Genomic DNA, 25,583 nt, shown 5'->3' with positions numbered 1-25,583 from the left:
GGGGGGGGGGGGGGGGGGGGGTGGGCGGGTGGCCGTGGCTCCATGTCAAGTGGTGCGGGTCACATCTGGCGGAGCGTAACCCCAATGGGTGGGGCTCGTTCCTCGGAGTGACGTGTGTCGGATATCCGTCGCTGTCACGCATCGCCGCACCGCCCCGTGTCCCCCTCACGAAGGCGCCCGCCGTGCCACTTCCGTACCTCGTCCGTCGTCCCTCGCCCGCGCTGGTCGCCCTGCTGGGAGCGACCACGATGCTGGCGGTGGCCGCACTGGCCGGCGTGCTCCCGCCGCTGGCCGCCGCCACGCTCTCCGGCGCGTTGGGCTGCGCCCTGGCCGGGATCCGACTGTCCCGGCTGGCGGCCGTCGGCGTTCGTGGCCGGAGGGCCCGGCGGTGCCGGCGGGCCGCCGCCCAACTGGACGCCGCCGTCCTGGTGGTCGGCCTGACCGTGGCCGTTCTGCCGCTGTCCGCCCCGCCGCAACACCCGCAGGTGGCCACCGCCGGCCTGCTCGCCATGGCCGTCGGCTACGCCGGCGGCCTGCTCACCCTTCCCGGGCACACCCGGCTGACCGCCCGGGCCCGGCTGCGCCGCGCCGTCGACATGGCCGGTCTCGGCACCGCCCTGGTCTTCGCCGGTTGGGTGCTGCTCCCGCCGGGTGAGGTCCCGGTGCTGGTCCGGCTGGTCACGGTGGGCGGCGCGGTGGGGCTGGCCGCCCTGTTGGTGAGCGCGCTCGCCGATCGGCGGCGTCGGCCCGGCGCGGCGCTGTGTCGGGTCGGCGCGGCGGCCACCCTGGTCGGGCTGGCCGATCTGGTGGTGCTGTCGAGCTACCGGGTGCCGCCGCAGGCCAGCCTCACGATGGTGCCGTTCCTGGTGGCCGGCGTGCTGCTCACCGCCGCGGGCGCGACCCGGGTGGCGGCCGGCGACCCGCCGCACGGTGACGGGCCCGCCCCGGCCTGGCCGCGGGTGACCGCCCCGGCCGCCGTGGCGGCCCTCGCCGCCGGGCACCATCTGTGGGCCGTCGGCGATTTCACCCCGACCGCCGTGCTGCTCGGGCTGGCGGTGGTTCCGCCGCTGATCGGCCGGGAGCTGATCACCGCGGCGGACAACCGGGACCAGGCCCGGCGGCTGGCCGTCCGGGAGGCGCACTTCCGGGCGCTGATCGCCGGTGCCCGTGACCTGATCCTGATCCTCGACGACGAGCTGCGGGTGCGGTGGCTCTCCGCGGCCGGGCCGCGCTGGTTCGGGCTGCGTGACGACGAGGTACGCGGGCGACCCCTCGCCGACCTGCTGCATCCCGACGACGTCCCCGCGGCGCTGGCCGGGCTCGCCGCCCCGGCCGGCGCTCGGCCGGCGCTGTTGGTGGCCCGGATGAGCACCGGCGACGGTGGCTGGCGGGAGACGGAGGCCACGGTGAGCGACCAGCGCGCGATTCCCGAGGTCGACGCGCTGGTGTTGCACGTACGCGACATCGGTGAGCGTCGCCGGTTGGAGCGGGAACTGCGCCGGCTCGCCGCGGTGGACCAGAGCACCGGCCTGGCCAACCGCCCGGAACTGCTCCGGGTGCTGGCCGAACGGCGGCCGAAGCCGGGGGCGTTGCTCCTGATCGACCTGCACGGTCTGAGTGCGGTCGGGGAGCGGTCCGGGTCGACGGCCGGGGAGACGGTGCTGCGTGCCGCGGTCCGCCGGCTGCGCGACGTGGTGGGCCCGCACGACCTGGTGGCCCGCGTCGCCGCGGAGGAGTTCGCCGTGGTCAGCGACCTCGGGCCGGTACCGGCGTACGCGCTGGGCAGCCGGCTGGTGACCGCGCTGGCCGAGCCCTGCCTGGTGGCCGGGGAGATGATCCGGTTGCGGGTCGGTGTCGGGCTGGCGGAACTGGCCACGGCCGGTCCCGAGGACGCGCTGCGTCAGGCGGACCTGGCCCGGCGGCGGGCCGCGCAGCTCGGTCACAACCGGGTGGAGTGGTACGACGCCTACCTGGAGGAGCAGTTGGTCCGCCGGCTGGACCTGGAACGGGAGCTGCCGGGTGCGGTCGCCCGGGGCGAGCTGGACATGGTCTTCCAGCCGGTGCTCGGGCTGGAAGACCGGCTGCCGGTCGGAGCGGAGGCGCTGCTGCGCTGGCGCAACCCGGCCCTGGGCACCGTGCTGCCGGCCGAGCTGCTGCCGGTGGCCGAGGATCTGGGTCTCGTCGGTGAGCTGGGCCGGTGGGTGCTGGAGCGGGCCTGCCGGCAACTCGCCGAATGGTCGGCCGGGGGTCGGCGGCTCTGGATGGCGGTCAACGTGACACCGCGGGAGCTGCTGGCGCCGGAGTTCATCCCCGGGGTGGCCGCGGTCCTGACCGCGCACGGTGTGCCGGCCGACCGACTGGTGGTCGAGGTCGCCGAGCACCGCCTCGGCACCGACCTGCCCACGGTGGTGGCCCGGCTGGCCGGATTGCGCTCGCTGGGGGTGCGGACCGCCCTGGACGGGTTCCGGGCCGAGCAGGCATCCCTGGCCCAGCTCCGTCGGCTCCCGATCGACCTGCTCAAGGTCCGGCCGCACCTGGTGGCGGCGCCGGACGGGCCGGGCCGGCCGATGATCGACGTGGTGGTGAGCCTGGGCGAGCGGCTCGGCCTCGCGGTGGTGGGGGAGGAGTTGGAGTCCGACGCCGACGTCGACCGGGCCTATCGGGCCGGGTGCCGGTACGGCCAGGGGTTCGCCCTGGCTCGCCCGGCCACCGCCGAGCGGGTGGAGGCGTTCTTCGCGGAGTTCCCGTCGGCGTCCCGCTGATCGACGCGCAGGCGCCCTGCGCGCTTAACCGGTTCACCTCTCCCGGGGCGGGGCGGTGCTGCCGCGCGGGGTGAGATGCGCCGTCTCGTCCTGGAGCCCGGTCGCCGGCTGGCCGGCGATGACCGCGAGCAGTTGCCGGGCGGCGTGCGCGCCGTACGCCGGGATGTCCCGCCCGAGCGCGGTCAACGGCGGATGCACGAGCTGGCAGAGCGGGGAGTCGTCCCAGGCCACGATCGACAGGTCGCCCGGGACGGCGAGTCCCATCTCCTGCGCCACCGAGAGTCCGGCGATCGCCATCACGTCGTTGTCGTAGATGATCGCCGTCGGGCGGGTGGCGGAGCTGAGCAGCCGCCGGGTGGCCCGGGCCCCCTCCTCGCCGGTGTAGTCCGACCAGACGGTGACCGCCGTGTCGAGCCCGAGCCGCCGGCACACCTCGTCGAACGCGTCGGTGCGGATCTCGGTGTGCAGCAGGGCAGGCAGTCCGCCCACCCGGGCGACCCGGCGGTGTCCCAGCGCGACCAGGTACTCCACCGTCTCCACCAGCGCCGCCGCGTCGTCGGACCAGACGCTGGTCAGGTTTCCGGTGTGGCCGGGACCACCGATCACCACGGCCGGCAGTTGCAGCGTCTCCAACGCGGGGATGCGGGGATCATCGGTGCGCAGGTCGCAGACGAAGACGCCGTCCACCCGCCGCTCGGCCCACCAGCGCCGGTGGACCGCGATCTCCGCCTCCGGGTCGGCCACCACCTGAAGGGTCAGCGCGTACGACCGGGCGGAGAGCTCCGCCTCGACGCCGCTGATCAGCTCCATGAAGAACGGTTCGATGCCCAGTGTCCGGGCCGGTCGGCAGAGGGCCAGGCCCACCGCGTTCGCGGTGGCGCCGGAGAGGGCGCGGGCGGCGCTGCTGGGGCTGAAGCCGATCTCGGCGGCGATGGCCAGGATTCGTTGGCGGGTGGCCTCCGAGACTCCGGGTTGTCCGTTCAGCGCGTACGACACCGCGCCCTTGGACACCCCGGCGCGTCGGGCGACGTCGGCGATGGTCGGCCGCTTCACCGGCGTGCTCCTCAACTACTCAACGGCCCTGCGGCCGGTCCCAGGGCGCCGGTCGACCGGCCGCCCTCACGCTACCGCGCCCCGGTGATCGGTGGTGATCACGGGGCGACGGGCTGCGAAACCCGTTCACCCTGGGGCTGCTTGCACGGTTAAGCGTACGGCCTGTGCGGGCTGCCGCAGCCCGCCGGCTGGGTCTCACCGTGCGCGAAAGAGCGCTCAACCGCGCATGGTCGCGCTCCCGCCTTCCGGTCCCAGGCTGCCGGTCGGCTGCGGCGATGATCGACCGTTGACAGTGCCAGGGGTGGCCCGTACGGTGGCCTCACTTACCCGGTTCAGTCGACGTTTCTCGATGTCGAGAGCGTTTCCATATGGTGCGGAGGATGGCATGAAACGGTCCTGGAGGCACTGGGCCCGCGCGGCGACCGCGGGTGCCGTCGGCCTGCTCATGGTCGCCGGTTGCAGTGGTAGGAGCAGCACCGGCGACTCCAGCTCCGGAGACGTCGTCACGTTGAAGATCAACTTCTGGGGCGACTTCGGGCTGCAGGACCTGAAGGCCACGTACGAGGCCGCCAACCCCAACATCCGCATCCAGCTCAACTCCGGCGAGTACAACGCCCAGCACGAGGACCTGCAGAAGAAGCTGGTCGCGGGCAACGGGGCGGCCGACATCGCGGCCGTCGACGAGGGCTTCATGGTCCAGTTTCGCAGCCAGTCCGACAAGTTCGTCAACCTGCTCGACAAGGGCGCCGGCTCCTACGAGAGCAAGTACCTGCCGTGGAAGTGGAAGCAGTCGCTCTCGGCCGACGGCAAGACCCAGATCGGCCTCGGCACCGACGTCGGCGGCCTGGCCATGTGCTACCGGACGGACCTGTTCAAGGCGGCCGGGCTGCCCACCGACCGGGACCAGGTCTCCGCGCTCTGGCCCACCTGGGACACGTTCATCGAGGTCGGTCAGCAGTACACCACCAAGACCAACAAAAAGTTCATCGACGCGGGCACCAACCTGTTCAACCCGATCCTGGGTCAGCAGCCGGTCGGCTTCTACAACGACCAGGATCAGCTCCAGATGGAGCAGGGTCCGAAGGTCGCCTTCGACTACACGGTCAAGGCCATCCAGGCCGGCATCTCGGCCAACCTGGTCAGCTTCCAGGCCGACTGGGACAAGGGCTTCACCAGCGGCGCCTTCGCCGTGCTCGCCTGCCCGGCGTGGATGCTCGGTCACATCCAGCAGACCGCCCCCGGCACGGAGGGCAAGTGGGACATCGCGGCGGTGCCCGGCGGCGGTGGCAACTGGGGCGGATCTTTCCTGACCATCCCGAAGCAGACCAAGCACGCCGACGAGGCCTACAAACTGCTGGAGTGGCTCGTCCAGCCGGAGCAGCAGGTCGAGATCTTCAAGAAGGTCGGCAACCTGCCCTCGCAACCGGCGCTCTACACCGACCCGGCGATCACCGAGTTCAAGAACCCGTTCTTCAGCGGCGCCCCGGTCGGCCAGATCTTCCCCACGATGGCGCAGGGCCTGACCCCGCAGTACCTGGGCAAGAAGAACGGCCCGACCCGGGTCGCGGTGGAGAACGTCATCCGCCGGGTGGAGAACAAGACCCTGAAGCCGGACGCCGCCTGGGCCGAGACGGTCAAGGAAGCCGAGAAGGTCGCCACGTCCTGACGCTTTCCGACGATCGGTGGCGGAGCGGGACCAACCCGCTCCGCCACCGGCCGTGAGCCGCATCCCGTCACCCGACGCCCGCCGGAGGCCGGTGGGCACCCGTACCACCCGCGCCCCCTCACCTCTCGGCCCTGGAGCGTTTCCCATGTCCACCACCCGTGCCGCGCCCGCGTCGGGCCGTGGAGCCGCCCCCGGACGCGGCGGCTCCGGAGCCGACGAGCGGCGGCTGTCCTGGCGCAACCGGCTGTACCGCTTCGACATGCGCTACATGCCGTACCTGCTGATCGCGCCGTTCTTCCTGCTCTTCATCCTCTTCGGGTTGTTCCCGTTGATCTTCAACGGTGTGGTCGCGCTGCGTAACTACCGGCTGGACGACCCCACGCTGCCGTACTGGGCCGGCGTGGAGAACTTCACCCGGCTCCTCGGCGACGAGGACTTCTGGAACGCGCTCTACAACACCTTCGGCATCTTCCTGCTCTCGTCGGTGCCGCAACTGCTGCTCGCCCTGATCGTGGCCTCGCTGCTGAACCGCAAGCTGCGCCTGCAGACCTGGTGGCGGGTCGGCATGCTGCTGCCGTACGTGACGCCGATCGTCGCCTCGTCGATGGTGTTCAGCGTCTTCTTCTCCCGCGACTTCGGCATGGCCAACTGGGCGCTCGGTCTGTTCGGCTACGGCAGCCCGGAGGCCCCGATCGACTGGCGGGCCGACAAGACCCACTCCTGGATCGCCATCGCCACCATGGTGAACTGGAAGTGGATCGGCTACAACGCCCTGCTGTACCTGGCCGCCATGCAGTCCATCCCGCGCGACGTCTACGAGGCGTCGGCGATCGACGGCGCCGGCCCGTGGCGGCAACTCTGGCGCATCACCGTGCCGATGATCCAGCCGATCATCGTGTTCACCGTGGTGCTCTCCACCATCGGCGGTCTCCAGCTCTTCACCGAACCGATGCTGTTCGACCCGAACGCGCAGACCGCCACCGGCGGCCCGAACGGTGAGTGGCAGACCATCGCGCAGCTCATCTACAAGGTCGGCTGGAAGGACCTCAACCTCGGCTACGCCGCCGCGATGTCCTGGGCGCTGTTCCTGATCATCCTGGTCGTCGCCGGCATCAACACGCTGCTGACCAACCGTCTCTCGGGAGGTCGCAGATGACCGCCGTCGCCCCGCCGCGCCCCGCCGCCCCGGTACGGCGCAACCGCCCGGCCCTGATGGGCCGGGCGCCGCAGGACACCCCGGCCGGGGTCGGAACGTACCTGCTGCTCGCCGTCACCATGCTCTTCGCGGTCTTCCCGCTGTACTGGATGTTCGTCATCGCCACCAGCAACGACGAGGCGCTGGCCAAGCTGCCGCCCGCGGTGGTTCCCGGCGACCGGTTCATGACCAACGTCGAGGAGGTCTTCTCCCTCCAGGACGTCTTCTTCGCCGCCTCGATGGTCAACAGCGTCATCGTCTCCGTCGTGGTGACCGCCTCGGTGCTGTTCTTCTGCTCGCTGGCCGGGTTCGCCTTCGCCAAGCTGCGGTTCGCCGGCCGCAACGCGCTGATGCTCTTCGTGGTGCTCACCCTGACCGTGCCCAACCAACTCGGCATCGTGGCGCTGTACATCGTGATGGGCAAGCTCGGCTGGAACGGCACCCTGCTCGCCGTCATCGCACCGGGCCTGGTCACCGCGTTCGGCGTGTTCTACATGCGACAGTTCATCGTCAACTCGGTACCCGACGAGTTGGTCGAGTCGGCCCGGGTCGACGGCGCCTCCACGATGCGCGTCTACTGGAACATCGTGCTGCCGGCGATCCGCCCGGCCCTGGCCGTGCTCGGGCTGCTCACCTTCGTCGCCACCTGGAACGACTTCCAGTGGCCCCTGATCACACTGAGCGGCAGCGACTACCCCACCTCGATGGTCGCCATCTCCGACCTGGCCAGTGGCAACTACGTGATCTACCGGCGGGTCCTCGCCGGTGCGTTCATCGCCACCGTGCCACTACTGATCATGCTGTTCATCGGCGGCCGACAGATCGTCCGCGGAATCATGGAAGGCGCGGTGAAATCGTGACCCACCGGACGTTGCACGACGGCTGGACGCTGCGGGCCGTACCGGGTGCACCGGTGCCACCGGAGATCGCCGGAGCGGCGGTGCCGGCGACCGTGCCCGGCTGCGTGCACACCGACCTGCTGGCCGCCGGCCTCATCGGTGACCCGTACCTCGACGACAACGAGAACCGGCTCACCTGGATCGGGCGCACCGACTGGAGCTACGAGACCACCTTCGGCTGGCAGCCGGGCGACGACGACCGGATCGACCTGGTCTGCGCCGGCCTGGACACGGTCGCCACGGTCACCGTCAACGGCACCGAGGTCGGGCGCACCGAGAACCAGCACCGCTCCTACCGGTTCGACGTCCGGTCGCTGCTGCGTGCGGGCGACAACACGCTCGCGATCCGGTTCGACTCGCCGTACCGCTACGCCGAGGCGCAGCAGGACCGGCTCGGTGAACTGCCGAACGCGTACCCCGAGCCGTTCAACTTCATCCGCAAGACCGCCTGCAACTTCGGCTGGGACTGGGGACCGACGGTGGTCACCGCCGGCATCTGGCAGGAGATCGGGCTGCACGCCTGGTCCACGGCTCGGCTCGCGTCCGTGCGTCCCCTGGTGACTGTCGCCGACGGCACCGGGCGGGTGGAACTGCACGTCGAGGTCGAGCGGGCCGGTGACGCGCCGCTGACCGTGCACGCGGTCGTCGCCGGGGTCGCCGTCGAGGTCGCCGTCGCCTCCGGCGAGCGGACCGCCGTGCTCACCCTCGACGTCCCGGACCCCGCGCTGTGGTGGCCCGTCGGGTACGGCGACCAGCCCCTGCACGACCTCGACGTGACCCTCCGCGGCCCCGACGGCCGAGAACTGGAGACCCGGTCGCGCCGGATCGGCTTCCGCTCGCTTCGGCTGGACACCACCCCCGACGCGCACGGCACCCCGTTCACGCTGCGCGTCAACGAGGTGCCGGTCTTCGTCAAGGGAGCCAACTGGATCCCCGACGACGCGTTCCCCAACCGGGTCACCCGGGCGCGGCTCGCCGAGCGTTTCGGCCAGGCGGTCGACGCGAACGTCAACCTGCTCCGGGTGTGGGGCGGTGGCCGGTACGAGTCGACGGACTTCTACGAACTGGCCGACTCCCTCGGCCTGCTGGTGCAGCAGGACTTCCTCTTCGCCTGCGCGGCGTACCCCGAGGAGGAGCCGTTGCGCGGCGAGGTCGAGGCGGAGGCACGCGAGCAGGTGGCCCGGCTCGCCGGTCACCCGTCGCTGGTGCTCTGGACCGGCAACAACGAGAACATCTGGGGCTGGCACGACTGGGGCTGGCAGATGTGTTTGGACGGCCGCACCTGGGGTCGGGGCTACTACCTCGAGATGCTGCCCGCCATCGTGCGGGAACTGGACCCGACCGTCGCGTACTGGCCGGGCAGCCCGTGGTCCGGCACCGAGGAGATCCACCCCAACGACCCGGCACACGGCACCACGCACATCTGGGACGTCTGGAACACCGACGACTACACGAAGTACCGGGAGTACGTTCCCCGCTTCGTCGCCGAGTTCGGCTACCAGGCACCCCCGGCGTACGCGACGCTGCGCCGGTCCATCTCGGACGAGCCGCTGGCGCACGACTCCCCGGGCATGGCCCACCACCAGAAGGCGATCGACGGCGACCTGAAGCTCCAGCGCGGGCTCGACGCTCACCTGCCCGCCCCGGCCGACTTCGACGACTGGCACTACCTGACCCAGCTCAACCAGGCCCGGGCGATCCAACTCGGGGTGGAACACTTCCGTTCCCACCGGGACGTCTGCGCCGGCACCATCGTCTGGCAGCTCAACGACTGCTGGCCGGTGACCTCCTGGTCGGCCGTGGACGGCGACGGCCGGCGCAAACCGCTCTGGTACGCGCTGCGCCGGGCGTACGCCGACCGGCTGCTCACCGTCCAGCCCCGCGACGGCGGGCTGACCCTGGTCGCGGTGAACGAGACCGGGCAGGCGTGGACCGCGCCGGCCACGGTCGTCCGGCTCACCCTCACCGGGCAGCCGAGGGCGAAGACCTCGGTCGACCTCGACGTCCCCGCGTACTCCCGCGTGGTGTTGGCGCTGCCGGTGGAGCTGACGCGGCCGGACGAGGCCCGCAGTGAACTGCTGGTCGCGGCGGCCGGTGACACCGCGGAGCGGGCGTTGTGGTTCTTCGCCGAGGACCGCGACATGCAGTGGCCGGCGGCGGAGTGGGACGCGGCGGTCGAGCCGGCGGGCGATGGCCTGCGGGTCCGGGTGACCGCCCGGACGGTGCTGCGTGACCTGACCCTCTTCCCGGACCGGCTCGACCCGTCTGCCCAGGTCGACCGGGCGTTGGTGACCCTGCTGCCGGGGGAGTCGACCACCTTCACCGTGACGGCCGACGGGCCGCTGGACCCGGCGGCACTGACCAACCGGCCGGTGCTGCGCTGCGTCAACGACATCGCCCCTGCCGGCGGTGCGCCGGCCGATCTCAGCCCGTGATGAACGGTGTCCCCTTCGGGATCGGGGCCGCGCCGGCCGGGAGGACGCTGATCGGCACCCACTTGCCCACCGGGTCGGCCCGACGACCGGTGGTGTAGCTCAGGTCGCCGCCGGCGGAGGGGATCACCACGTCCTTGTTCAGGTTGAGCAACTGGCCGCGGACGTCCGCGGCGGACAGCTTGCTGCGTTTCGCCATCCGGATGGCCGTCACCGCCGTCGCCATGGCGTCGTGGTGGGTGAGGGCGTAGCCGTCGGTGAGCGTTGCCTCGTCGTCGAACCTCGCGGCCCGGAACGCCTCCACGAACGCCGCGAGGCCCTTGGGGACGGGCACGACCGCCTCGTCGGTGAACCAGGAGGGGTGCACCGACGCGGCGGTGACGATGGTGATCCCGGTCTGCGCCATCCGCGCGGCGGTCTCGTCGGAGACGGTCAGTCCGGTGGCGCCCACCAGAATGGTCAGGGGCTTCTGCGTGAAACACTGCCGACTCGCCAGTGTGTTGACGAAGTCGTCCAGGTCGAGGAGGCGGCCGGCGTACAGGATCATGTCGGGCTTCGGGTCGGTACACACGCTGGCGGCGATCGGTTCGAGGAAGCGGGCTCGTTGGCCCGGGTCCCCGGCGCCGACGAAGGACCGCTCGTAGGGCAGCAGGTAGTCCTTGAGGATCCTGCGGTACGCCGCCAGGAGGCTCCGGACGTACAGGTCCGGCTCCGACTCGTCGAAGACCACCATGCCCTTGCGGAGATCCGTGCGGGTCTGGAGGTAGGCGTTCAGCGCAAGGACGTAGTCGGTGTCGCTCGGTGAGGCACGGACGAAACCCGGGATGTCACGGAAGTCGTCGGCGGTGGCGACACCGGCGATCATGGGTAGCCCGGAGCCGGAAGCCGCGAGGTACTGGGCGGCGTCCCGGGTCGCCGCGATGCTGGTGCCCATGCCGACGACGGCGACCAGCGGATTCTCGTCGTCCGCCAACTGCTCCAGGGTGCGTACCACTCCACGCCACTGCTCCTGCCGGCTGCCCACGTTGGCCAGAACCAACTCGATCAGGGGCGGGTCGTTCGTGCCGGCGCTGCCGTTGGCGCGTACCTGTGCGACGTAGGCGCCCTGCACCGCGTGCCGGACCTGCGCCTTCGACATGAAGCTCTTCTCCGCGGAGGTCATCGGCGACAGCAGCGCCACCCGCACGTACGGCTGGTTCTCCGCGGCCGACTTGGCGCGGACGATTTCGTTCTGTTTGCTGATCTTCTGCTGGACGTCACCGAGGCCCTCGAAGGTGTGAGCGCCGACGTCGGTCAGCACCCCGACACACTCGCCGCCGACCCGGGTCAGGCCGGAGCGCAGGCTGCCACACGAGGTGACCACGATGGTGACGACCAGGGCCGACGCGGCCACCAGAGCGGCCACTGCCGCCGTGGCCGTGGCCAGCCGGAGCACCCGTCGTGACCGGGGCACCCGGGGAGCGAAGAAGTCCGTGGGGACGCCGGCCACCGGGCTGACGCCGGCTGCTTCTCTCACCGCCACTGGTCCGCCCATCCCTTGTGTCGGTCCGCCTCGGCGACCAGCAGCGACTGGTCGTCGGGAAAGTGCAGGGCCAGCGCCCGGTAGTCGCGCTTCAGCCCGTCGTGCAGATCGGCCCGGAGCCGACCGGTGAACGGGTCGGCGGCGAGCCGCAGGCCGACCACCAGTCGGGTCACCCGGCCGAGCCGGCTCTCCGGGTCCGCGCCGGTCGACCGGGCGAGGCGGTGCGCCTCCTGGGCCGGTGGCGCGGTGTGCGGCCGGCGGGTGGGAGCTCGCGTGACGGCCCGCAGCATGGCCAGCCAGTCGGCCGCTGGCACCGTCCCGACCTCGGCGGCGAACTGGTCGCTGACCTCCTCGAGCTGGTCGAGGGCCAACGCGTGGTACCGCTCGCCGGTCCGGTCGCCGCGTGCCCGGCACTGGTCGCGTAGCAGCGCGTGTACCCAGTTCCAGCCATCCCCGCCGTCCGGGTCGCGGGCCGCGAGCCGACGGAGCAGCAGCCGGCGCAACGGCGGCGGGTCGGCGTCGGGATCGGCCGACCGCAGACTGTCGAGCATGAGGCCGAGCCGGCCGGCGTACCCGTCGGCGGTGAGCAGCCCGCTCCGCGTCGCCAGTGTGGTCGCCTGCTCGACGGTCCGGGCGGCGGCGCAGGTGGTCAGGATGTCCATCTCGTCGACGGGGAGCGGGTTGGCATCCGGGATACCGAGCAGGTGCCGGATGAGCCGCTCCTCGACGGTGAACTGTCTCCGGTCGGTGTCGTCAGCCGGCGCGGGTTCCAGCCGGCCCAGCGCGAGGGCCAGTTCCTCGCCGCCCTCGGGCCACGACGACACCTCGCGGGCCGCCGTCAGCAGCATGCTCACCACCAGCGGGTTGCCCTGGCCGAGCTGCTGGATCTGCCGTGGTATCCGGGGTTCCAGATCCGGGTGTTCCCGCGCCATCCGATGCACGACGTCCGCCTCGGTGAGGGCGGGCAGCGGGTAGCGGACCCAACGGGGCCGAGGCTGCTCGGTGTCCCGCCCCGAGGGCAGCGACTCCTCGGCCGCCAACAGGCGTTGCTGCGCCTCGGGAAGGTGGCCGAGGAAGGGGGCCCGGCTGGTCGCCACCACGGCCAGCGGCTCGTCCTGAACCGTCTCGCGTCCGCGCGCCAGCTCGATCAGGAAGTGTCGCCCGAGTCGGGTGTCGGCGTTGTCGATCAACGCGACGCAGCGCGGCATCCAGGGCCGGCGCAGGCGCCGACCGAGCCCGGCGGTCAGGTCGGCGCGGAACGCCGCCCAGAGCAGCTCGTCGCGCTGACGGGCGTTGTTGGCCTCACCCGGCCGGCGGTGCCACCGGTTCAGGTCGATCAGCGTCTCGACGGGCGGGCGGGGGCGCGCGCCGCCCTGCGAGCCGTACCACTTCTGCGCCCGGCCGAGGACGAGCCTGCTGCTCCACGTCCAGGACGCGAGCCGGTGGATGACCGTGGCGAGGAGCCGGGTGGACAGGCGCACCGGCGTCTGCACGGCGGCCGGCAGGACGGCGGGCAGGTCCCCGGCGCCCTCCCTGAGCGTGGTCACCAGCCGGTCGACGCCGCGGTGCTCGCGCAGCAGCGCGTTGATCTGCTGCCGGGCCCGGTCGCGGTCCCGCAGGTCGAGCGTGTCGTCGTCCATCACCAGTTTCCCGACAGCGAGCCGGGGAAAGTGCAGGGTGCCGTAGAGCGGGCAGGGCCGGCCCAGGTGGAAGGCGAGCGCGTACAGCACCTCCGGGGTGCCCGTCCGGCCGTCGGCCTCCAGGTCGATGTGCGCGTACGGCACCCGGCCGTCGAGGAGGCCGGCGAGGCCGTTCAGCAGGGCCGTCTTGCCGCTGCCCCGGTCGCCCTCGAAGATCAGCACCGGCGGGGGCGCGTCGTCTGGCCCGCGGGTCATCACCTCGCGAACCAGTTCCACGGCGTGGCGTCGGTGGTGGATGGTCATCGAGCCTCCCCCGCGGCGGTCGGACCTCCGGCCCAGTCCGCTCATGGTCGAGTCCCATCGACCGGCCGGTCAAGACATGACCGTCGTCGATCGATGACCGATTGCCGACAGCCGCGAGGCCGCGGCTGCCGGGAATCGGCCCCACCCTCAGCCGGGCCGGCGACGGCCCGGTCAGTCCGGCACCCGGCGGTACGCGCCGTCGCTGGCCGAGGTCGCCATCGAGGCGTACCCGCGCAGCGCCGCCGACACCGCGTCCTCCTGGGACTCGTAGACCTTGGCCGGTCCGCGGAAGGTCAGGCACTCCTCGGGTACGCCGGCCGTTTTCACGATGCAGCCGGCCGGGCCGGTGTCCAGCGACGACCAGCGGTTGGTGGTGGAGAACGGCTCGGTGGTGCAAGGGCTCTCATAAGGGGCAGGGATGGATGTCTCGGGGATACACGGTCAAAAGGGGAAGCAATTCACGACCGGTAGAATGATCCAGCGGCATCCCGGCGCCGGCCAGCACGGGAAGCTTCCCTACTGGAAGATCAAGGCACCGAACAAGCCCGCGGCCAGGCTGTCCCAGCCCCGGGAGAAGCTGCCGCAGTGGAAGCTCGACCAGCTGACCTGACGCATCCGGGGTCCGAAGAGGTGATCCGATGTACCAGGCCCCGAGCTGCGACCCTGGCGACCTCCTTCACCCAACCCGCGTGACCTCGGTGTTGTGTGAACTGACACGGGTGGTGGCCCGGCTCGCCCTGGCGGCGGACGACCAGCGGGAGTATCTGCGCAGGATTGGCACCGGCGGCCTGGCGGACGAGTTGGCACTACAGCTCGAAGCCGTGGTCGTTCTCCTGGAACCGCTCGAAGAGGCCGGCCTCGTCGACCCGGCGCAGGCCGCGCTCGCCCGCCGCATCGATGAGATGCTCGACCTGATGAGCGGTGCGCAGAAGGCGCACCTGTGGGAGCCGGAGGCACTCTCGATGGCCCCGGAGTGGGTCGAGGTTCGCGCCCTCGCCAAGGAATTCCTGTTCCTTCCCGATCCGTTCGGCGGCACGTAGCGGACGAATGGTGGTCCGGGGTGATCAGTTCGCCCCGGACCACCTGCCGCCGAGCGGCGACGGGTCGTCCTACTCCGGCACCCGGCGGTACGCGCCGTCGCTGGCCGAGGTCGCCATCGAGGCGTACGCGCGCAGCGCCGCCGACACCGGCCGCTGCCGGTCCACCGGCGTGTACGGGCGGTCCCGCTTCTCCTGGGCGACCCGGCGGGCGTCCAGCACGTCGGCCGGGACGTTCAGCTCGATCGTCCGGCCCGGGATGTCGATGACGATCTCGTCGCCGTCGGCGACCAGGGCGATCAGCCCACCGGAGGCCGCCTCGGGGGAGACGTGGCCGATGGACAGGCCCGACGTGCCGCCGGAGAAGCGCCCGTCGGTGAGCAGCGCGCAGGCCCGGCCCAGCCCTCGGCCCTTGAGGAACGAGGTGGGGTAGAGCATCTCCTGCATGCCGGGGCCGCCCTTCGGCCCCTCGTACCGGATGACCACGACGTCGCCGGCGACGACCTGCTTGGCGAGGATCGCCGACACCGCGTCGTCCTGGGACTCGTAGACCTTGGCCGGGCCGCGGAAGGTCAGGCACTCCTCGGGTACGCCGGCGGTTTTCACCACGCAGCCGTCCGGGGCCAGGTTGCCGTGCAGGATGGCCAGCCCGCCGTCGGCGCTGTACGCGTGCTCCCGGTCCCGGATGCAGCCCTGCGCCGCGTCGGTGTCCAGCGACGACCAACGGTTGGTGGTGGAGAACGGCTCGGTGGTACGCACCCCGCCCGGGGCGGCGTGGAACAGCTCCACCGCCTCCGGTCGCGGCGAGCCGCCGCGCACGTCCCAGTCCGCCAGCCACTGCGACAGGCTGGGGGAGTGCACCGCGTGCACGTCCCGGTGGAGCAGCCCGGCCCGGTCCAGCTCACCGAGGATCGCCGGGACGCCGCCGGCCCGGTGCACGTCCTCCATGTGGTACTGGGGCGAGTTCGGCGCGACCTTGGCCAGGCACGGCACCCGGCGGCTGACGGCGTCGATGTCGGCCACGTCGAAGTCCAGCTCGGCCTCGCGGGCGGCGGCGAGCAGGTGCAGGATCGTGTTGGTCGACCCGCCCATCGCCACGTCCAGGGCGACCGCGTTCTCGAAGGCGGCGCGGTTGGCGATCGACCGGGGCAGCACGGAGGCGTCGTCGTGGTCGTACCACCGCTTGGCGATCTCCACGGCGGTGCGGCCGGCCTCGACGAAGAGCGACCGGCGCGCGGCGTGGGTGGCCAGGGTCGAGCCGTTGCCCGGCAGGGCCAGGCCGATCGCCTCGGTGAGGCAGTTCATCGAGTTGGCGGTGAACATGCCGGAGCAGGAACCGCAGGTCGGGCAGGCGGAGCGTTCGATCTCGCCGAGCTGGTCGTCGGTGACCGCCTCGTTCGAGGAGGCGATCATCGCGTCGATCAGGTCGATCTTGGAGTGCACCACGCCCTCGATCGCCACCGTCTTGCCGGCCTCCATCGGGCCACCGGAGACGAAGACGGTGGGGATGTTCAGCCGCAGCGCGGCCAGCAGCATGCCCGGGGTGATCTTGTCGCAGTTGGAGATGCAGACCAGGACGTCGGCGCAGTGCGCGTTGACCATGTACTCCACCGCGTCGGCGATCAACTCGCGGCTGGGCAGCGAGTAGAGCATGCCGCCGTGACCCATCGCGATGCCGTCGTCGACCGCGATCGTGTTGAACTCCCGGCCCACCCCGCCGGCCTCGGCGATCGCGTCGGCGACCAGGCCGCCGAGGTCCTTGAGGTGTACGTGCCCCGGCACGAACTGGGTGAAACTGTTGGCGATGGCGACGATCGGCTTACCGAAGTCGTCGTCGGTCATCCCGGTGGCCCGCCACAGGGCCCGGGCGCCGGCCATCGTCCGACCGTGGGTGGAGGTCCTCGACCGCAGCTCAGGCATGCGTACCAGTGTGGCACCGCGAGCGCGCCGCCCCCAGCCGGTCGGGTCGTGTCCCAACAGATGCACACCCGGTCCCCCACGGAGGGTCCGTATCCGGCACAGTTGAGGTCGTGCGTTTCCCCCCGGGCATGATCGCGGTCGCGGTGCTGAGCGCCCTGGTCGCCGTGTCCGCCACCGCTCTGCTCGCCGGGTCGACGGGCCGGCGGCGATCCTGCCCTCGTCGGCGCGCGTACGTGCTGCTCGCCGTGGCGGCGGCCATCGCGCTGGTCGGTCTGCTGGCCGGGATGGCCGTGGCGTACGCCCACCCGCACCTCGGGGGGCCAGAGCGGCTCTCCGGTTGGCCGCTGCTGGTGGCGGTGATCGTCGCGTCGAGCGGGCTGGTCGCCGCCGTCGGGCTGCTCCGCCTGCCCGGCGTGGTGGTGAGCCGGGCGGCCACCGCCCGGCTGCTGCTCGACGGGCTGATCATGGCGGCCGCGCTCTGGTTCGTCGGCTGGGTGATCTTCACCGAGCCGACCCGGCTGCTCGGCGACGCCACCCCGGTGGCCTGTCGGGCGATCCTGCTCGCCTCGGCCAACGCCGCACTGACCGTCGGGCTGGCCCTGATCGTGATGCTCCGCGCCGGCCCGCCCCGGGCCCGCATCGCGGTGCTCGGCGCGGGCATCAGCGCCACCGCCTCCGGAGGGCTCGGCGTCGTCGCCGGGGTGTGCCAGACCGGCAACAACGTGGCCCTGGCCGGGGCGGTGCTGCTCGCCCTGGGGCTGCTCGCCGTGTCACTCGCCGTGCACCGGCCCGAGCCGCCCGGGCAGGTCGAGGTCGACCTGATCCGCCGCGACGGCGGGTACGCCTTCGTCCCGATGTTCGCGATGGCCGCCTCGGCGATGTACCACCTCGTGCAGGGCGGCGGTTTCGACGCGCTCGCCGTCCTGGTGGGCAGCATCGAGGGTTTCGCGCTGGTCGCCCGGCAGTACCTCACCCTCAACGACATGCGCGGGTACGCCGGCCGGCTGGCCGAGCGCGAGGCGCACTTCCGGGAACTGGCCCACACCGACCCGCTGACCGGCCTGGCCAACCGTCGCGGCCTGCTGCGCGAGCTGCAGCGCTGGGGCGACGAGGGGGGCGACCGGGTCCTGCTCGGTCTCGACCTGGACGGGTTCAAGAACGTCAACGACATGCGCGGGCACGACGTGGGTGATCTCGTGCTGGCCGAGGTGGGGCGGCGGCTGCGCAGCAACCTGCGCCCCGGCGACCTGGCCGCGCGGCTCGGCGGTGACGAGTTCGCGGTGCTGATGCGCGGCCGTCCGGCCGAGGCCCACGCCGTCGCCGAGCGGCTGCTCGGGGTGCTGGGTCGGGCCTACGACCAGCCGGACGGGGCGGTGTTCCTCTCGGTGAGCATCGGGGTGGCCGGCCAGCGCGGCGAGCCCGACCCGGCGGCCCTGCTGCGCCACGCCGACCTCGCGCTGCGCTACGCCAAGCAGCGTGGCAAGAACCGGATCGAGCGCTACGACGGTGCGCACGACCAGCAGTTGCTGCGGCGTACCCGGGTGGAGCACGAGCTGCGCGGCGCGATCGAGCGCGACGAACTGCGCCTGGTGTTCCAACCGGTCGCCTCGCTGCCCTCGGTGCGCCCGGTGGGGGCCGAGGCGCTGCTGCGCTGGCACCACCCGGAGCTGGGCAGCGTCCGCCCCGACGAGTTCATCCCGCTGGCCGAGGAGTGCGGGATGATCGCCAAACTCGGCGCGTGGGTGCTGCACCAGGCCTGCTGGCAGCTGTCCCGCTGGCTCGCCGACGGGCACGACGTCTGGGTGTCGGTGAACGTTTCCCCGCGTGAGCTGCACGCCCCGGAGTACGTCGTGCAGGTGGCCGACGCGCTGCGCGCCCACCACGTGCCGCCGCAGCGGCTGGTGCTGGAGGTCACCGAGCATGCCGTGGCCACCGACCTGGACGAGCTGATCCGGCGGCTGACCGCGCTGCGGCGCACCGGGGTGCGGATCGCGCTGGACGACTTCGGGGCCGGCTACTCGTCGTTGGGGCAGCTGCGCCGGCTGCCGATCGACATCCTGAAGATCGACCACAGCCTGGTCGCCGAGCACGAGCCGGTCCGTCCGGTGGACCGGGACGGGCCGGCCTTCGCCCCGATGGTCGACATCGTGATGCGACTGGGCCACCAGCTCGGCCTGGAGGTGATCGCCGAGGGCGTGACGTCCCCCACCGAACTGGCCGCGGTGGTGGCCGCCGGGTGCCGGTTCGGTCAGGGCGCGCTCTTCGGGTGGGGGGTGCCGGCGGAGCACCTGGAGGCGATGCTGGAGGCCGCCACCTCACCGGGCGCACGACCCGCGTCGGCACCACCGGCACCGCCGCCGGTGCCGGTGCGGGCGGTCCCGTCACCGCTGCTGCCGCGGCTGCGCCCTGGCTCGCCGACACCGGTGCCGCAGGTGCCCACGTCCCGCCCTCCTGAGGGAGGATCCCCGCAGGTGGGGCTACCCGCAGAACCCCGAACGGGGGATGGCGCCCCTCGTTCGTGAACCAAGATGTGGGATCAGTTGACTCAGCGCGTGAGATGCGTCAGGCTGGTTCCCATGTCGTCGAACCGGTCGCTGCGAGTACTTACCTGAGCGCACGCTCTCCGTCGAGAGTTGTGCGCTGGCCCCGTGCTTCTGCACGAGGGCCGTTTTTATTGCCGTCGGATCCTGTCGGGGCGGTCGCCGCCCCCGTAGCACCTGTCGAAAAGCTTCACCCACTCCAGCCGAAGGCCTGAACCGCCATGACGAGACCCACGCCAGAGACACTCGCCCACTCCGCCCGCCGGGCGCGTACGGTCGCCGAGCCGACCGGCGACGCCGACCAGACCGCCGCGCCGCGCCCCGGCGCCGTCCCGGCCGCCCCGGCCGTACGGCAGTCCGCGCCGGCCCAGGTCTCCGGCGCCGGCTCGCTCGTGCGGTCCCTCGAGGCGCTCGGCGTCGACGTCGTCTTCGGCATTCCCGGCGGGGCGATCCTGCCCGCCTACGACCCGCTGTACGACTCCACGGTCCGGCACATCCTGGTCCGCCACGAGCAGGGCGCCGGTCACGCCGCCACCGGATACGCGCAGGCCACCGGCCGGGTCGGGGTCTGCATCGCGACCTCCGGGCCGGGCGCGACCAACCTGGTCACCCCGATCGCCGACGCGTACATGGACTCGGTGCCGATCGTCGCGATCACCGGCCAGGTCGCCCGCCCGTCGATCGGCACGGACGCCTTCCAGGAGGCGGACATCCAGGGCATCACCCTGCCGATCACCAAGCACAACTTCCTGGTGCAGACCGCGGAGGAGATCCCGCAGGTGCTGGCCGAGGCGTTCCACCTGGCCTCCACCGGGCGGCCCGGGCCGGTGCTGGTCGACATCCCCAAGGACGTCCTCCAGGCGCCCACCACCTTCAGTTGGCCGCCCACCCTCGACCTGCCCGGCTACCGGCCGACCCTGCACCCGCACGGCAAGCAGATCCGAGAGGCCGCCCGGCTGCTGGCCGCCGCCCGCCGTCCGGTCCTCTACGTCGGCGGCGGTGTGCTCAAGGCCGGTGCCACCGAGGGGCTGCGCCGGCTCGCCGAGCTGACCGGCATCCCGGTGGTGACCACCCTGATGGCGTTGGGCGCGTTCCCCGACTCGCACCGCCAGCACCTGGGCATGCCCGGCATGCACGGCACCGTCGCCGCGGTCTACGGCCTGCAGAAGGCCGACCTGATCGTGGCGCTCGGCGCCCGCTTCGACGACCGGGTGACCGGCCGGCTGGACTCGTTCGCCCCGGACGCCACGGTGGTGCACGCCGACATCGACCCGGCGGAGATCGGCAAGAACCGGCACGCCGACGTGCCGATCGTCGGCGACGCCCGGCACGTCATCGACGAGCTGCTCACGGCCGTCGCCACCGAGCAGAAGGCCGGCCATCGGACCGACCTGACCGACTGGTGGACCCAGCTGGACGACCTGCGTGAGCGGTACCCGCTGGGCTACGAGGAGCCCTCCGACGGCACCCTCGCCCCGCAGTACGTGATCAAGCGGCTGGGCGAGATCGCCGGCCCGGACGCCATCTACGTCGCGGGCGTCGGCCAGCACCAGATGTGGGCCAGCCAGTTCATCTCGTACGAGAAGCCGAGCACCTGGCTCAACTCCGGCGGCCTCGGCACCATGGGGTACGCCGTCCCGGCGGCGATGGGTGCCAAGGTGGGGCGGCCTGACGCGGTGGTCTGGGCGGTGGACGGCGACGGCTGCTTCCAGATGACCAACCAGGAGTTGGCCACCTGCGCGCTGGAGGGCATCCCGGTCAAGATCGCCGTGATCAACAACGGCAACCTCGGCATGGTCCGGCAGTGGCAGACGCTGTTCTACGGCGAGCGCTACTCCAACACCGAGCTGGGCACCCACAAGCACCGGATCCCGGACTTCGTCAAGCTGGCCGAGGCGCTCGGCTGCGTGGGCCTGCGCTGTGAGAACGCCGACGACGTGGACAAGACCATCGAGGCGGCCATGGCGATCAACGATGCCCCGGTGGTGGTCGACTTCGTGGTCGGCAAGGACGCGATGGTCTGGCCGATGGTGCCGGCCGGCACCAGCAACGACGAGATCATGTTCGCCCGTGGCGTCCGCCCGGCCTTCGACGACGACGAGGTTTAGTCATGACCGATCGCACCGAGCGTAGCGAGGGCCGTGAGGGCATGACGAGGAAGGCGTCGGTCATGACCGATCGCACCGAGCGTAGCGAGGGCCGTGAGGGCATGACGAGGAAGGCACAGCAATGACTATGCACACGCTCTCCGTGCTGGTGGAGAACAAGCCCGGTGTCCTGGCCCGGGTCTCCGGCCTGTTCTCCCGGCGCGGTTTCAACATCGACAGTCTCGCCGTGGGGGAGACCGAGAACCCGGACGTCTCCCGGATCACCATCGTGGTCAACGCCGAGTCGTCCCCGCTGGAGCAGGTGACCAAGCAGCTCAACAAGCTGGTCAACGTACTCAAGATCGTCGAGCTGGATCCGCAGGTCTCGGTGGCCCGGGAGCTGCTGCTGGTCAAGGTCCGCGCGGACCGCAACGCCCGCGGGCAGGTGCTGGAGACGGTCAGCCTGTTCCGGGCCCGGGTGGTCGACGTGGCCCCGGACACGCTGACCATCGAGGCCACCGGCACCCCCGACAAGCTGGACGCGATGCTGCGCGACCTGGAGCCGTTCGGCATCAAGGAGATGGTCCAGTCCGGCACGGTGGCGATCGGGCGCGGCTCGCGCTCCATCACCGCCGGTCCCGCGCTGCGCGCTGCCTGATCAACCGCACAAGTCCACGACGGCCGACCCGGACCGCCGTACGAAAGGGAAGTCAATGAGCGTTGAGGTTTACTACGACGACGATGCCGACCTGGGCCTGATCCAGGGCCGCAAGGTCGCGGTGATCGGGTACGGCAGCCAGGGCCACGCCCACGCGTTGTCGCTGCGCGACTCCGGCGTCGACGTGGTGATCGGTCTGCCGGCCGGTTCCAAGAGCCGCCCGAAGGCCGAGGAGCAGGGCCTGCGCGTGCTCACGCCGGCCGAGGCGGCGGCCGAGGCCGACGTCATCATGATCCTGGCGCCGGACACCGCGCAGCGGGCGCTCTACGCCGACGCGATCGCGCCGAACCTGGCCCCGGGCAAGGCGCTCTTCTTCGGCCACGGTTTCAACATCCGGTACGGGCTGATCACCCCGCCGGCCGACGTGGACGTGGCGATGGTCGCCCCGAAGGGCCCCGGCCACCTGGTCCGGCGCCAGTACGTCGACGGCAAGGGCGTGCCCTGTCTGGTCGCCGTGGAGCAGGACGCCAGCGGCACCGCCTTCCAGTTGGCCCTGTCGTACGCGAAGGGCATCGGTGGCACCCGCGCCGGGGCGATCCGGACCACCTTCAAGGAGGAGACCGAGACCGACCTCTTCGGTGAGCAGGCCGTGCTCTGCGGCGGCGCGGCGGCGCTGGTGCAGACCGGGTTCGAGGTGCTCACCGAGGCCGGCTACGCACCCGAGGTGGCCTACTTCGAGTGCCTGCACGAGCTGAAGCTCATCGTCGACCTGATGTACGAGGGTGGCATCGCGCGGATGCGCTACAGCGTCTCCGACACCGCCGAGTACGGCGACCTGTCCCGTGGCCCCCGGGTCGTCGACGCGCGGGTCAAGGAGGAGATGCGCAAGATCCTCGGCGAGATCCAGTCCGGCGAGTTCGCCCGCGAGTGGGTGGCCGAGGACGAGGCCGGCCGGCCGAACTTCGCCAAGTGGCGGGCCGAGGGCGCGGCGCACCCGATCGAGGAGACCGGCCAGAAGCTGCGTTCCATGATGAGCTGGGTGGACCGTCCGATCACCGAGACGGCCTGACACCCGGCCAGCCACGGCCCGCGACCCGACGCTCTCCCCGGCGTCGGGTCGCGGGCCGTCGCGCATCCTGATGTCGCCACCATGATCGACTCCGGCTGCGCCAGAACGCGCTGTCATGCCGACCGGCTTCCCACCTGCTGGGAGAGGTGACCAGGGCCTCGGTCCGTCGTGGCGGCGAGAAACGCGTGACGCAGTCCCCGCCGACCCGACGGCCCCGACAGCGGATGCGTGGGCGCAGATCGCGGCCGGCCGCGGTGGGGCACGTCAAGGCGCGGGCGGCGGATGAACAGGGGATGACAAGCGTGCGACAGAGTGTGTGAGGGCACTCACCCCGCGCCCCGGGACACCTGGGCCGGTGGGCCACCTACGATCCATGAAGAGGTGCGTAGCCGGCACCTGACGGCCATGGCACGGATCAGCGCGGTACGCAGCGCGGCGTCCTGACGCTCCAGGCCGACCACATACGACGTCTACGAGGACCAATGAATCCTGTCGTACTGATCGCCGAAGAACTCGCTCCCGCCGCCATCGAGGTGCTCGCGCACGACTTCGACGTCCGCCACGTCGACGGCGCCGACCGCCCGGCCCTGCTCTCCGCGCTCGCCGAGGCCGACGCGGTGATCGTGCGCAGCGCCACCCAGATCGACGCCGAGGCGATCGCCGCGGCGCCGCGGCTGAAGGTGGTGGCCCGGGCCGGCGTCGGGCTGGACAACGTCGAGGTGCCGGCCGCCACCGCGCGGGGCGTCATGGTCGTCAACGCCCCGACCTCCAACATCGTCTCCGCCGCCGAGCAGGCGGTCGCGTTGCTGCTCGCCGTGGCCCGCAACACCGCCGCCGCCAGCGCCGCGCTGAAGGCGGGGGAGTGGAAGCGGTCCAAGTACACCGGCGTCGAGCTGCAGGGCAAGACGGTCGGCGTGGTTGGCCTCGGCCGCATCGGCGTGCTGTTCGCCCAGCGGATCGCCGCCTTCGGCACCCGGCTGATCGCGTACGACCCGTACATCCAGCCGGCCCGTGCCGCCCAGCTCGGTGTGCGCCTGGTGGGTCTGGAGGAGCTGCTGCGGGAGAGCGACTTCATCTCCATCCACCTGCCGAAGACCCCGGAGACCGTCGGGCTGATCGGTGAGAAGGAGTTGTCGATCGTCAAGCCGGGCGTGCGGATCGTCAACGCCGCCCGGGGTGGGCTGGTCGACGAGCAGGCCCTGGCCGACGCGATCGCCGAGGGTCGGGTGGCCGGCGCCGGCGTCGACGTGTACGCCAAGGAGCCCTGCACCTCCTCACCGCTGTTCGCCTTCGACAACGTGGTGGCCACCCCGCACCTGGGGGCCTCCACCCACGAGGCGCAGGACAAGGCCGGCCTGGCCGTGGCCAAGAGCGTCAAGCTGGCCCTGCAGGGCGAGTTCGTGCCGGACGCGGTGAACGTGCAGGCCGGCGGTGTGGTCGCCGAGGACGTCCGTCCGCTGCTGCCGTTGGCCGAGAAGCTGGGCCGGGCGTTCACCGCCGTGGCCGGCGGGGTCGCCGCCAGCGTCACCGTCGAGGTACGCGGCGAGATCGTCAACCACGACGTGTCGGTGCTGAAGCTCGCCGCCACCAAGGGGCTGTTCAGCTCCGTGGTGGAGGAGCAGGTCACCTACGTCAACGCCCCGCACCTGGCCGCCGAGCGGGGGGTCGAGGTCAGCCTGGTCACGCAGGCCGAGACGACCGACCACCCCAATCTGGTCACGGTCCGCGGCGCGCTGCCGGACGGTCGTACGGTCAGCGTCTCCGGCACCCTCACCCAGGCCGGCGCCCGTGACGTTCCCAAGTTGACCGAGGTCGACGGCTTCGACGTCGAGATCGGCGCGGAGGGCATCCTGGTCTTCCTGCGGTACGTCGACCGTCCGGGTGTGGTCGGCACCGTCGGCACGCTGCTCGGCGAGGCCGGCGTCAACATCGCCGCGATGCAGGTCGCGCGCCGGGAGGCCGGCGGCGAGACGCTGATGACCCTCACCGTCGACCAGGCCCTGGGTGCGGACCTGCTCACCTCGGCGGCCGACTCGATCGGGGCCACCGCGGCGAGTGCGGCGGACCTGCGCGACGAGTAGCCCGGATCCGACGTCGCGGGGGCCCGGCCGGATCGGCCGGGCCCCCGCGTGTCCGAGGTCGGCCAGTGATCCGCAACGGGCCGGTTCAGCGCACGACCGGCGGCGTCGGTTTCAGCGCACGAGACGCGCGCAGGCTCAGCGCGAGACGCGCGGTGTCGGTTCAGCGCGCGAGGCGTGACGGCGGGGGATAGACCGAGCCGTCCTGGGCGTCGAAGATCATCAGGTCGCACTCGCCGGCCAGCCGCTCGATGTCGAGCAGCACCTGGTCCTCGCAGGTCGGGACGAGGTACAGCTCGATGTGGTCGTTGGCGGTGTGCAGCGGGAGGGTCGCCCACGGGGTGCCCACCCTGGCCGGGCGGTCGGGGTATGTGGCGGTGATGGCCCGGTAGAAGGCGACGAGGCGTGGGTCGGGGTGCCGGTCGCCGTGGCGTACCCCCTCACGGCACTGTCGTACCGCCGCCCGGACGTCCTCGGGCGTGGCCTCGGCCGGCAGCGCCCACACGCTCAGATCGAAACTCACGGCGGACAGCGTGCCATCCGCTGTTCACGCCCGTGCAACGACCCCGCCGACGACATCGGGGAGGGTGATGTCGAGGGCCGCCGCGAGGGTCCGCTGTGGAGGCTCTTGCGTCGAGTTGCGTCGATTCGCTAGCGTACCCATGCGGTCACCGGCCGGAGTGGAGGTTCCCGGCTCGTCTTCGGGTGGCGACGTCAGGCGC

Annotated in this window: 18 protein-coding genes and 1 pseudogene; 13 read left to right on the top strand and 6 right to left on the bottom strand. The window is 71.8% G+C overall.

Translation table 11 applies throughout. The annotated features are described in order from the left end of the window. Positions 1–182 precede the first annotated feature (182 nt). Complete coding sequence (locus E1182_RS08030) at positions 183–2,762, top strand: bifunctional diguanylate cyclase/phosphodiesterase (protein ID WP_243706094.1); 2,580 nt, start codon at positions 183–185, stop codon at positions 2,760–2,762. A 33-nt stretch (positions 2,763–2,795) separates the two neighbouring features. Here the strand turns inward: E1182_RS08030 and E1182_RS08025 are convergent, their stop codons facing one another. Further along, positions 2,796–3,815, bottom strand: coding sequence for a LacI family DNA-binding transcriptional regulator (locus E1182_RS08025; RefSeq protein WP_132262564.1), 1,020 nt, complete (start codon positions 3,813–3,815; stop codon positions 2,796–2,798). A gap of 385 nt (positions 3,816–4,200) precedes the next feature. On the opposite strand from E1182_RS08025, the gene E1182_RS08020 reads away from it, so the two are divergent. The 4 genes from E1182_RS08020 (at position 4,201) to E1182_RS08005 (ending at position 10,010) form a co-directional block, all read left to right on the top strand. After that, positions 4,201–5,481 (top strand): ABC transporter substrate-binding protein, encoded by a 1,281-nt coding sequence (locus tag E1182_RS08020; protein WP_132262561.1) that lies wholly within the window; start codon positions 4,201–4,203, stop codon positions 5,479–5,481. Between the two features lie 145 nt (positions 5,482–5,626). Continuing rightward, positions 5,627–6,637, top strand: a complete 1,011-nt coding sequence (locus E1182_RS08015; RefSeq protein ID WP_132262558.1) for a carbohydrate ABC transporter permease — start codon at positions 5,627–5,629, stop codon at positions 6,635–6,637. A gap of 56 nt (positions 6,638–6,693) precedes the next feature. Then, entirely contained in the window at positions 6,694–7,536 is an 843-nt protein-coding gene (locus tag E1182_RS08010; RefSeq protein ID WP_165942548.1) for a carbohydrate ABC transporter permease, read from the top strand. Further along, positions 7,533–10,010 (top strand): glycoside hydrolase family 2 protein, encoded by a 2,478-nt coding sequence (locus tag E1182_RS08005; RefSeq protein ID WP_132262553.1) that lies wholly within the window; start codon positions 7,533–7,535, stop codon positions 10,008–10,010. The genes E1182_RS08010 and E1182_RS08005 overlap by 4 nt, the downstream gene beginning before the upstream one ends. Here the strand turns inward: E1182_RS08005 and E1182_RS08000 are convergent. From E1182_RS08000 to E1182_RS07990, 3 genes and pseudogenes are all read right to left on the bottom strand, one after another. Continuing rightward, on the bottom strand, positions 10,000–11,523 hold the full coding sequence (locus E1182_RS08000; RefSeq protein ID WP_132262551.1) for an ABC transporter substrate-binding protein: 1,524 nt from the start codon (positions 11,521–11,523) through the stop codon (positions 10,000–10,002). The two genes, E1182_RS08005 and E1182_RS08000, sit on opposite strands and share 11 nt — an antisense overlap. Continuing rightward, the gene (locus E1182_RS07995; protein ID WP_132262549.1) at positions 11,520–13,472 is read right to left on the bottom strand and encodes a hypothetical protein; all 1,953 of its coding nucleotides are present in this window, start codon (positions 13,470–13,472) and stop codon (positions 11,520–11,522) included. Before E1182_RS07995 ends, E1182_RS08000 begins: the two co-directional genes overlap by 4 nt. Before the next feature lie 171 nt (positions 13,473–13,643). Next, a pseudogene (locus E1182_RS07990) lies at positions 13,644–13,865 on the bottom strand (dihydroxy-acid dehydratase); the annotation flags it as partial. A gap of 79 nt (positions 13,866–13,944) precedes the next feature. Here E1182_RS07990 and E1182_RS30955 point away from each other — a divergent pair. Both E1182_RS30955 and E1182_RS07985 read left to right on the top strand, forming a co-directional pair. Further along, positions 13,945–14,082, top strand: coding sequence for a hypothetical protein (locus E1182_RS30955; RefSeq protein WP_165942547.1), 138 nt, complete (start codon positions 13,945–13,947; stop codon positions 14,080–14,082). 79 nt (positions 14,083–14,161) lie between these two features. Continuing rightward, positions 14,162–14,512, top strand: a complete 351-nt coding sequence (locus tag E1182_RS07985) for a hypothetical protein (RefSeq protein ID WP_132262547.1) — start codon at positions 14,162–14,164, stop codon at positions 14,510–14,512. Between the two features lie 69 nt (positions 14,513–14,581). Here E1182_RS07985 and ilvD read toward each other — a convergent pair whose 3' ends face one another. After that, on the bottom strand, positions 14,582–16,429 hold the full coding sequence (gene ilvD, locus E1182_RS07980) for a dihydroxy-acid dehydratase (protein ID WP_132262544.1): 1,848 nt from the start codon (positions 16,427–16,429) through the stop codon (positions 14,582–14,584). 110 nt (positions 16,430–16,539) lie between these two features. Between ilvD and E1182_RS07975 the strand changes: the two genes are divergently transcribed. The 6 genes from E1182_RS07975 (at position 16,540) to serA (ending at position 24,864) form a co-directional block, all read left to right on the top strand. Beyond that, a complete protein-coding gene (locus tag E1182_RS07975) occupies positions 16,540–18,951 on the top strand; it encodes a bifunctional diguanylate cyclase/phosphodiesterase (RefSeq protein ID WP_132262542.1) in 2,412 nt (803 codons plus the stop codon). A 239-nt stretch (positions 18,952–19,190) separates the two neighbouring features. After that, the gene (locus E1182_RS07970; RefSeq protein ID WP_132262540.1) at positions 19,191–21,077 is read left to right on the top strand and encodes an acetolactate synthase large subunit; all 1,887 of its coding nucleotides are present in this window, start codon (positions 19,191–19,193) and stop codon (positions 21,075–21,077) included. Between the two features lie 2 nt (positions 21,078–21,079). Next, complete coding sequence (locus E1182_RS32695; RefSeq protein WP_256370821.1) at positions 21,080–21,202, top strand: hypothetical protein; 123 nt, start codon at positions 21,080–21,082, stop codon at positions 21,200–21,202. Further along, positions 21,199–21,714, top strand: a complete 516-nt coding sequence (gene ilvN, locus E1182_RS07960) for an acetolactate synthase small subunit (RefSeq protein WP_132262538.1) — start codon at positions 21,199–21,201, stop codon at positions 21,712–21,714. The genes E1182_RS32695 and ilvN overlap by 4 nt, the downstream gene beginning before the upstream one ends. 55 nt (positions 21,715–21,769) lie before the next feature. Beyond that, on the top strand, positions 21,770–22,783 hold the full coding sequence (gene ilvC, locus E1182_RS07955) for a ketol-acid reductoisomerase (protein ID WP_132262536.1): 1,014 nt from the start codon (positions 21,770–21,772) through the stop codon (positions 22,781–22,783). A 482-nt stretch (positions 22,784–23,265) separates the two neighbouring features. Beyond that, positions 23,266–24,864, top strand: coding sequence for a phosphoglycerate dehydrogenase (gene serA, locus E1182_RS07950; protein ID WP_132262534.1), 1,599 nt, complete (start codon positions 23,266–23,268; stop codon positions 24,862–24,864). A 160-nt stretch (positions 24,865–25,024) separates the two neighbouring features. On the opposite strand, the gene E1182_RS07945 is transcribed toward serA, so the two are convergent. After that, the gene (locus E1182_RS07945) at positions 25,025–25,384 is read right to left on the bottom strand and encodes a hypothetical protein (RefSeq protein WP_132262532.1); all 360 of its coding nucleotides are present in this window, start codon (positions 25,382–25,384) and stop codon (positions 25,025–25,027) included. Between the last annotated feature and the right edge of the window lie 199 nt (positions 25,385–25,583).

This window comes from Micromonospora sp. KC721, from assembly GCF_004348355.1.
In the GTDB taxonomy this organism is placed as follows: Bacteria; Actinomycetota; Actinomycetes; order Mycobacteriales; family Micromonosporaceae; genus Micromonospora.
This window is presented reverse-complemented; position numbering and strand designations above follow the sequence as displayed.

Bases quoted from the DNA above. Each gene is read 5' to 3' on its own strand.
- E1182_RS08020 (WP_132262561.1), top strand. From the start codon at position 4,201: ATGAAACGGTCCTGGAGGCACTGGGCCCGCGCGGCGACCGCGGGTGCC.
- E1182_RS08015 (WP_132262558.1), top strand. From the start codon at position 5,627: ATGTCCACCACCCGTGCCGCGCCCGCGTCGGGCCGTGGAGCCGCCCCC.
- E1182_RS08010 (WP_165942548.1), top strand. From the start codon at position 6,694: ATGGGCCGGGCGCCGCAGGACACCCCGGCCGGGGTCGGAACGTACCTG.
- E1182_RS07995 (WP_132262549.1), bottom strand. From the start codon at position 13,472: ATGACCATCCACCACCGACGCCACGCCGTGGAACTGGTTCGCGAGGTG.
- E1182_RS30955 (WP_165942547.1), top strand. From the start codon at position 13,945: ATGATCCAGCGGCATCCCGGCGCCGGCCAGCACGGGAAGCTTCCCTAC.
- ilvD (WP_132262544.1), bottom strand. From the start codon at position 16,429: ATGCCTGAGCTGCGGTCGAGGACCTCCACCCACGGTCGGACGATGGCC.
- E1182_RS07970 (WP_132262540.1), top strand. From the start codon at position 19,191: ATGACGAGACCCACGCCAGAGACACTCGCCCACTCCGCCCGCCGGGCG.
- E1182_RS32695 (WP_256370821.1), top strand. From the start codon at position 21,080: ATGACCGATCGCACCGAGCGTAGCGAGGGCCGTGAGGGCATGACGAGG.
- ilvN (WP_132262538.1), top strand. From the start codon at position 21,199: ATGACTATGCACACGCTCTCCGTGCTGGTGGAGAACAAGCCCGGTGTC.
- ilvC (WP_132262536.1), top strand. From the start codon at position 21,770: ATGAGCGTTGAGGTTTACTACGACGACGATGCCGACCTGGGCCTGATC.
- serA (WP_132262534.1), top strand. From the start codon at position 23,266: ATGAATCCTGTCGTACTGATCGCCGAAGAACTCGCTCCCGCCGCCATC.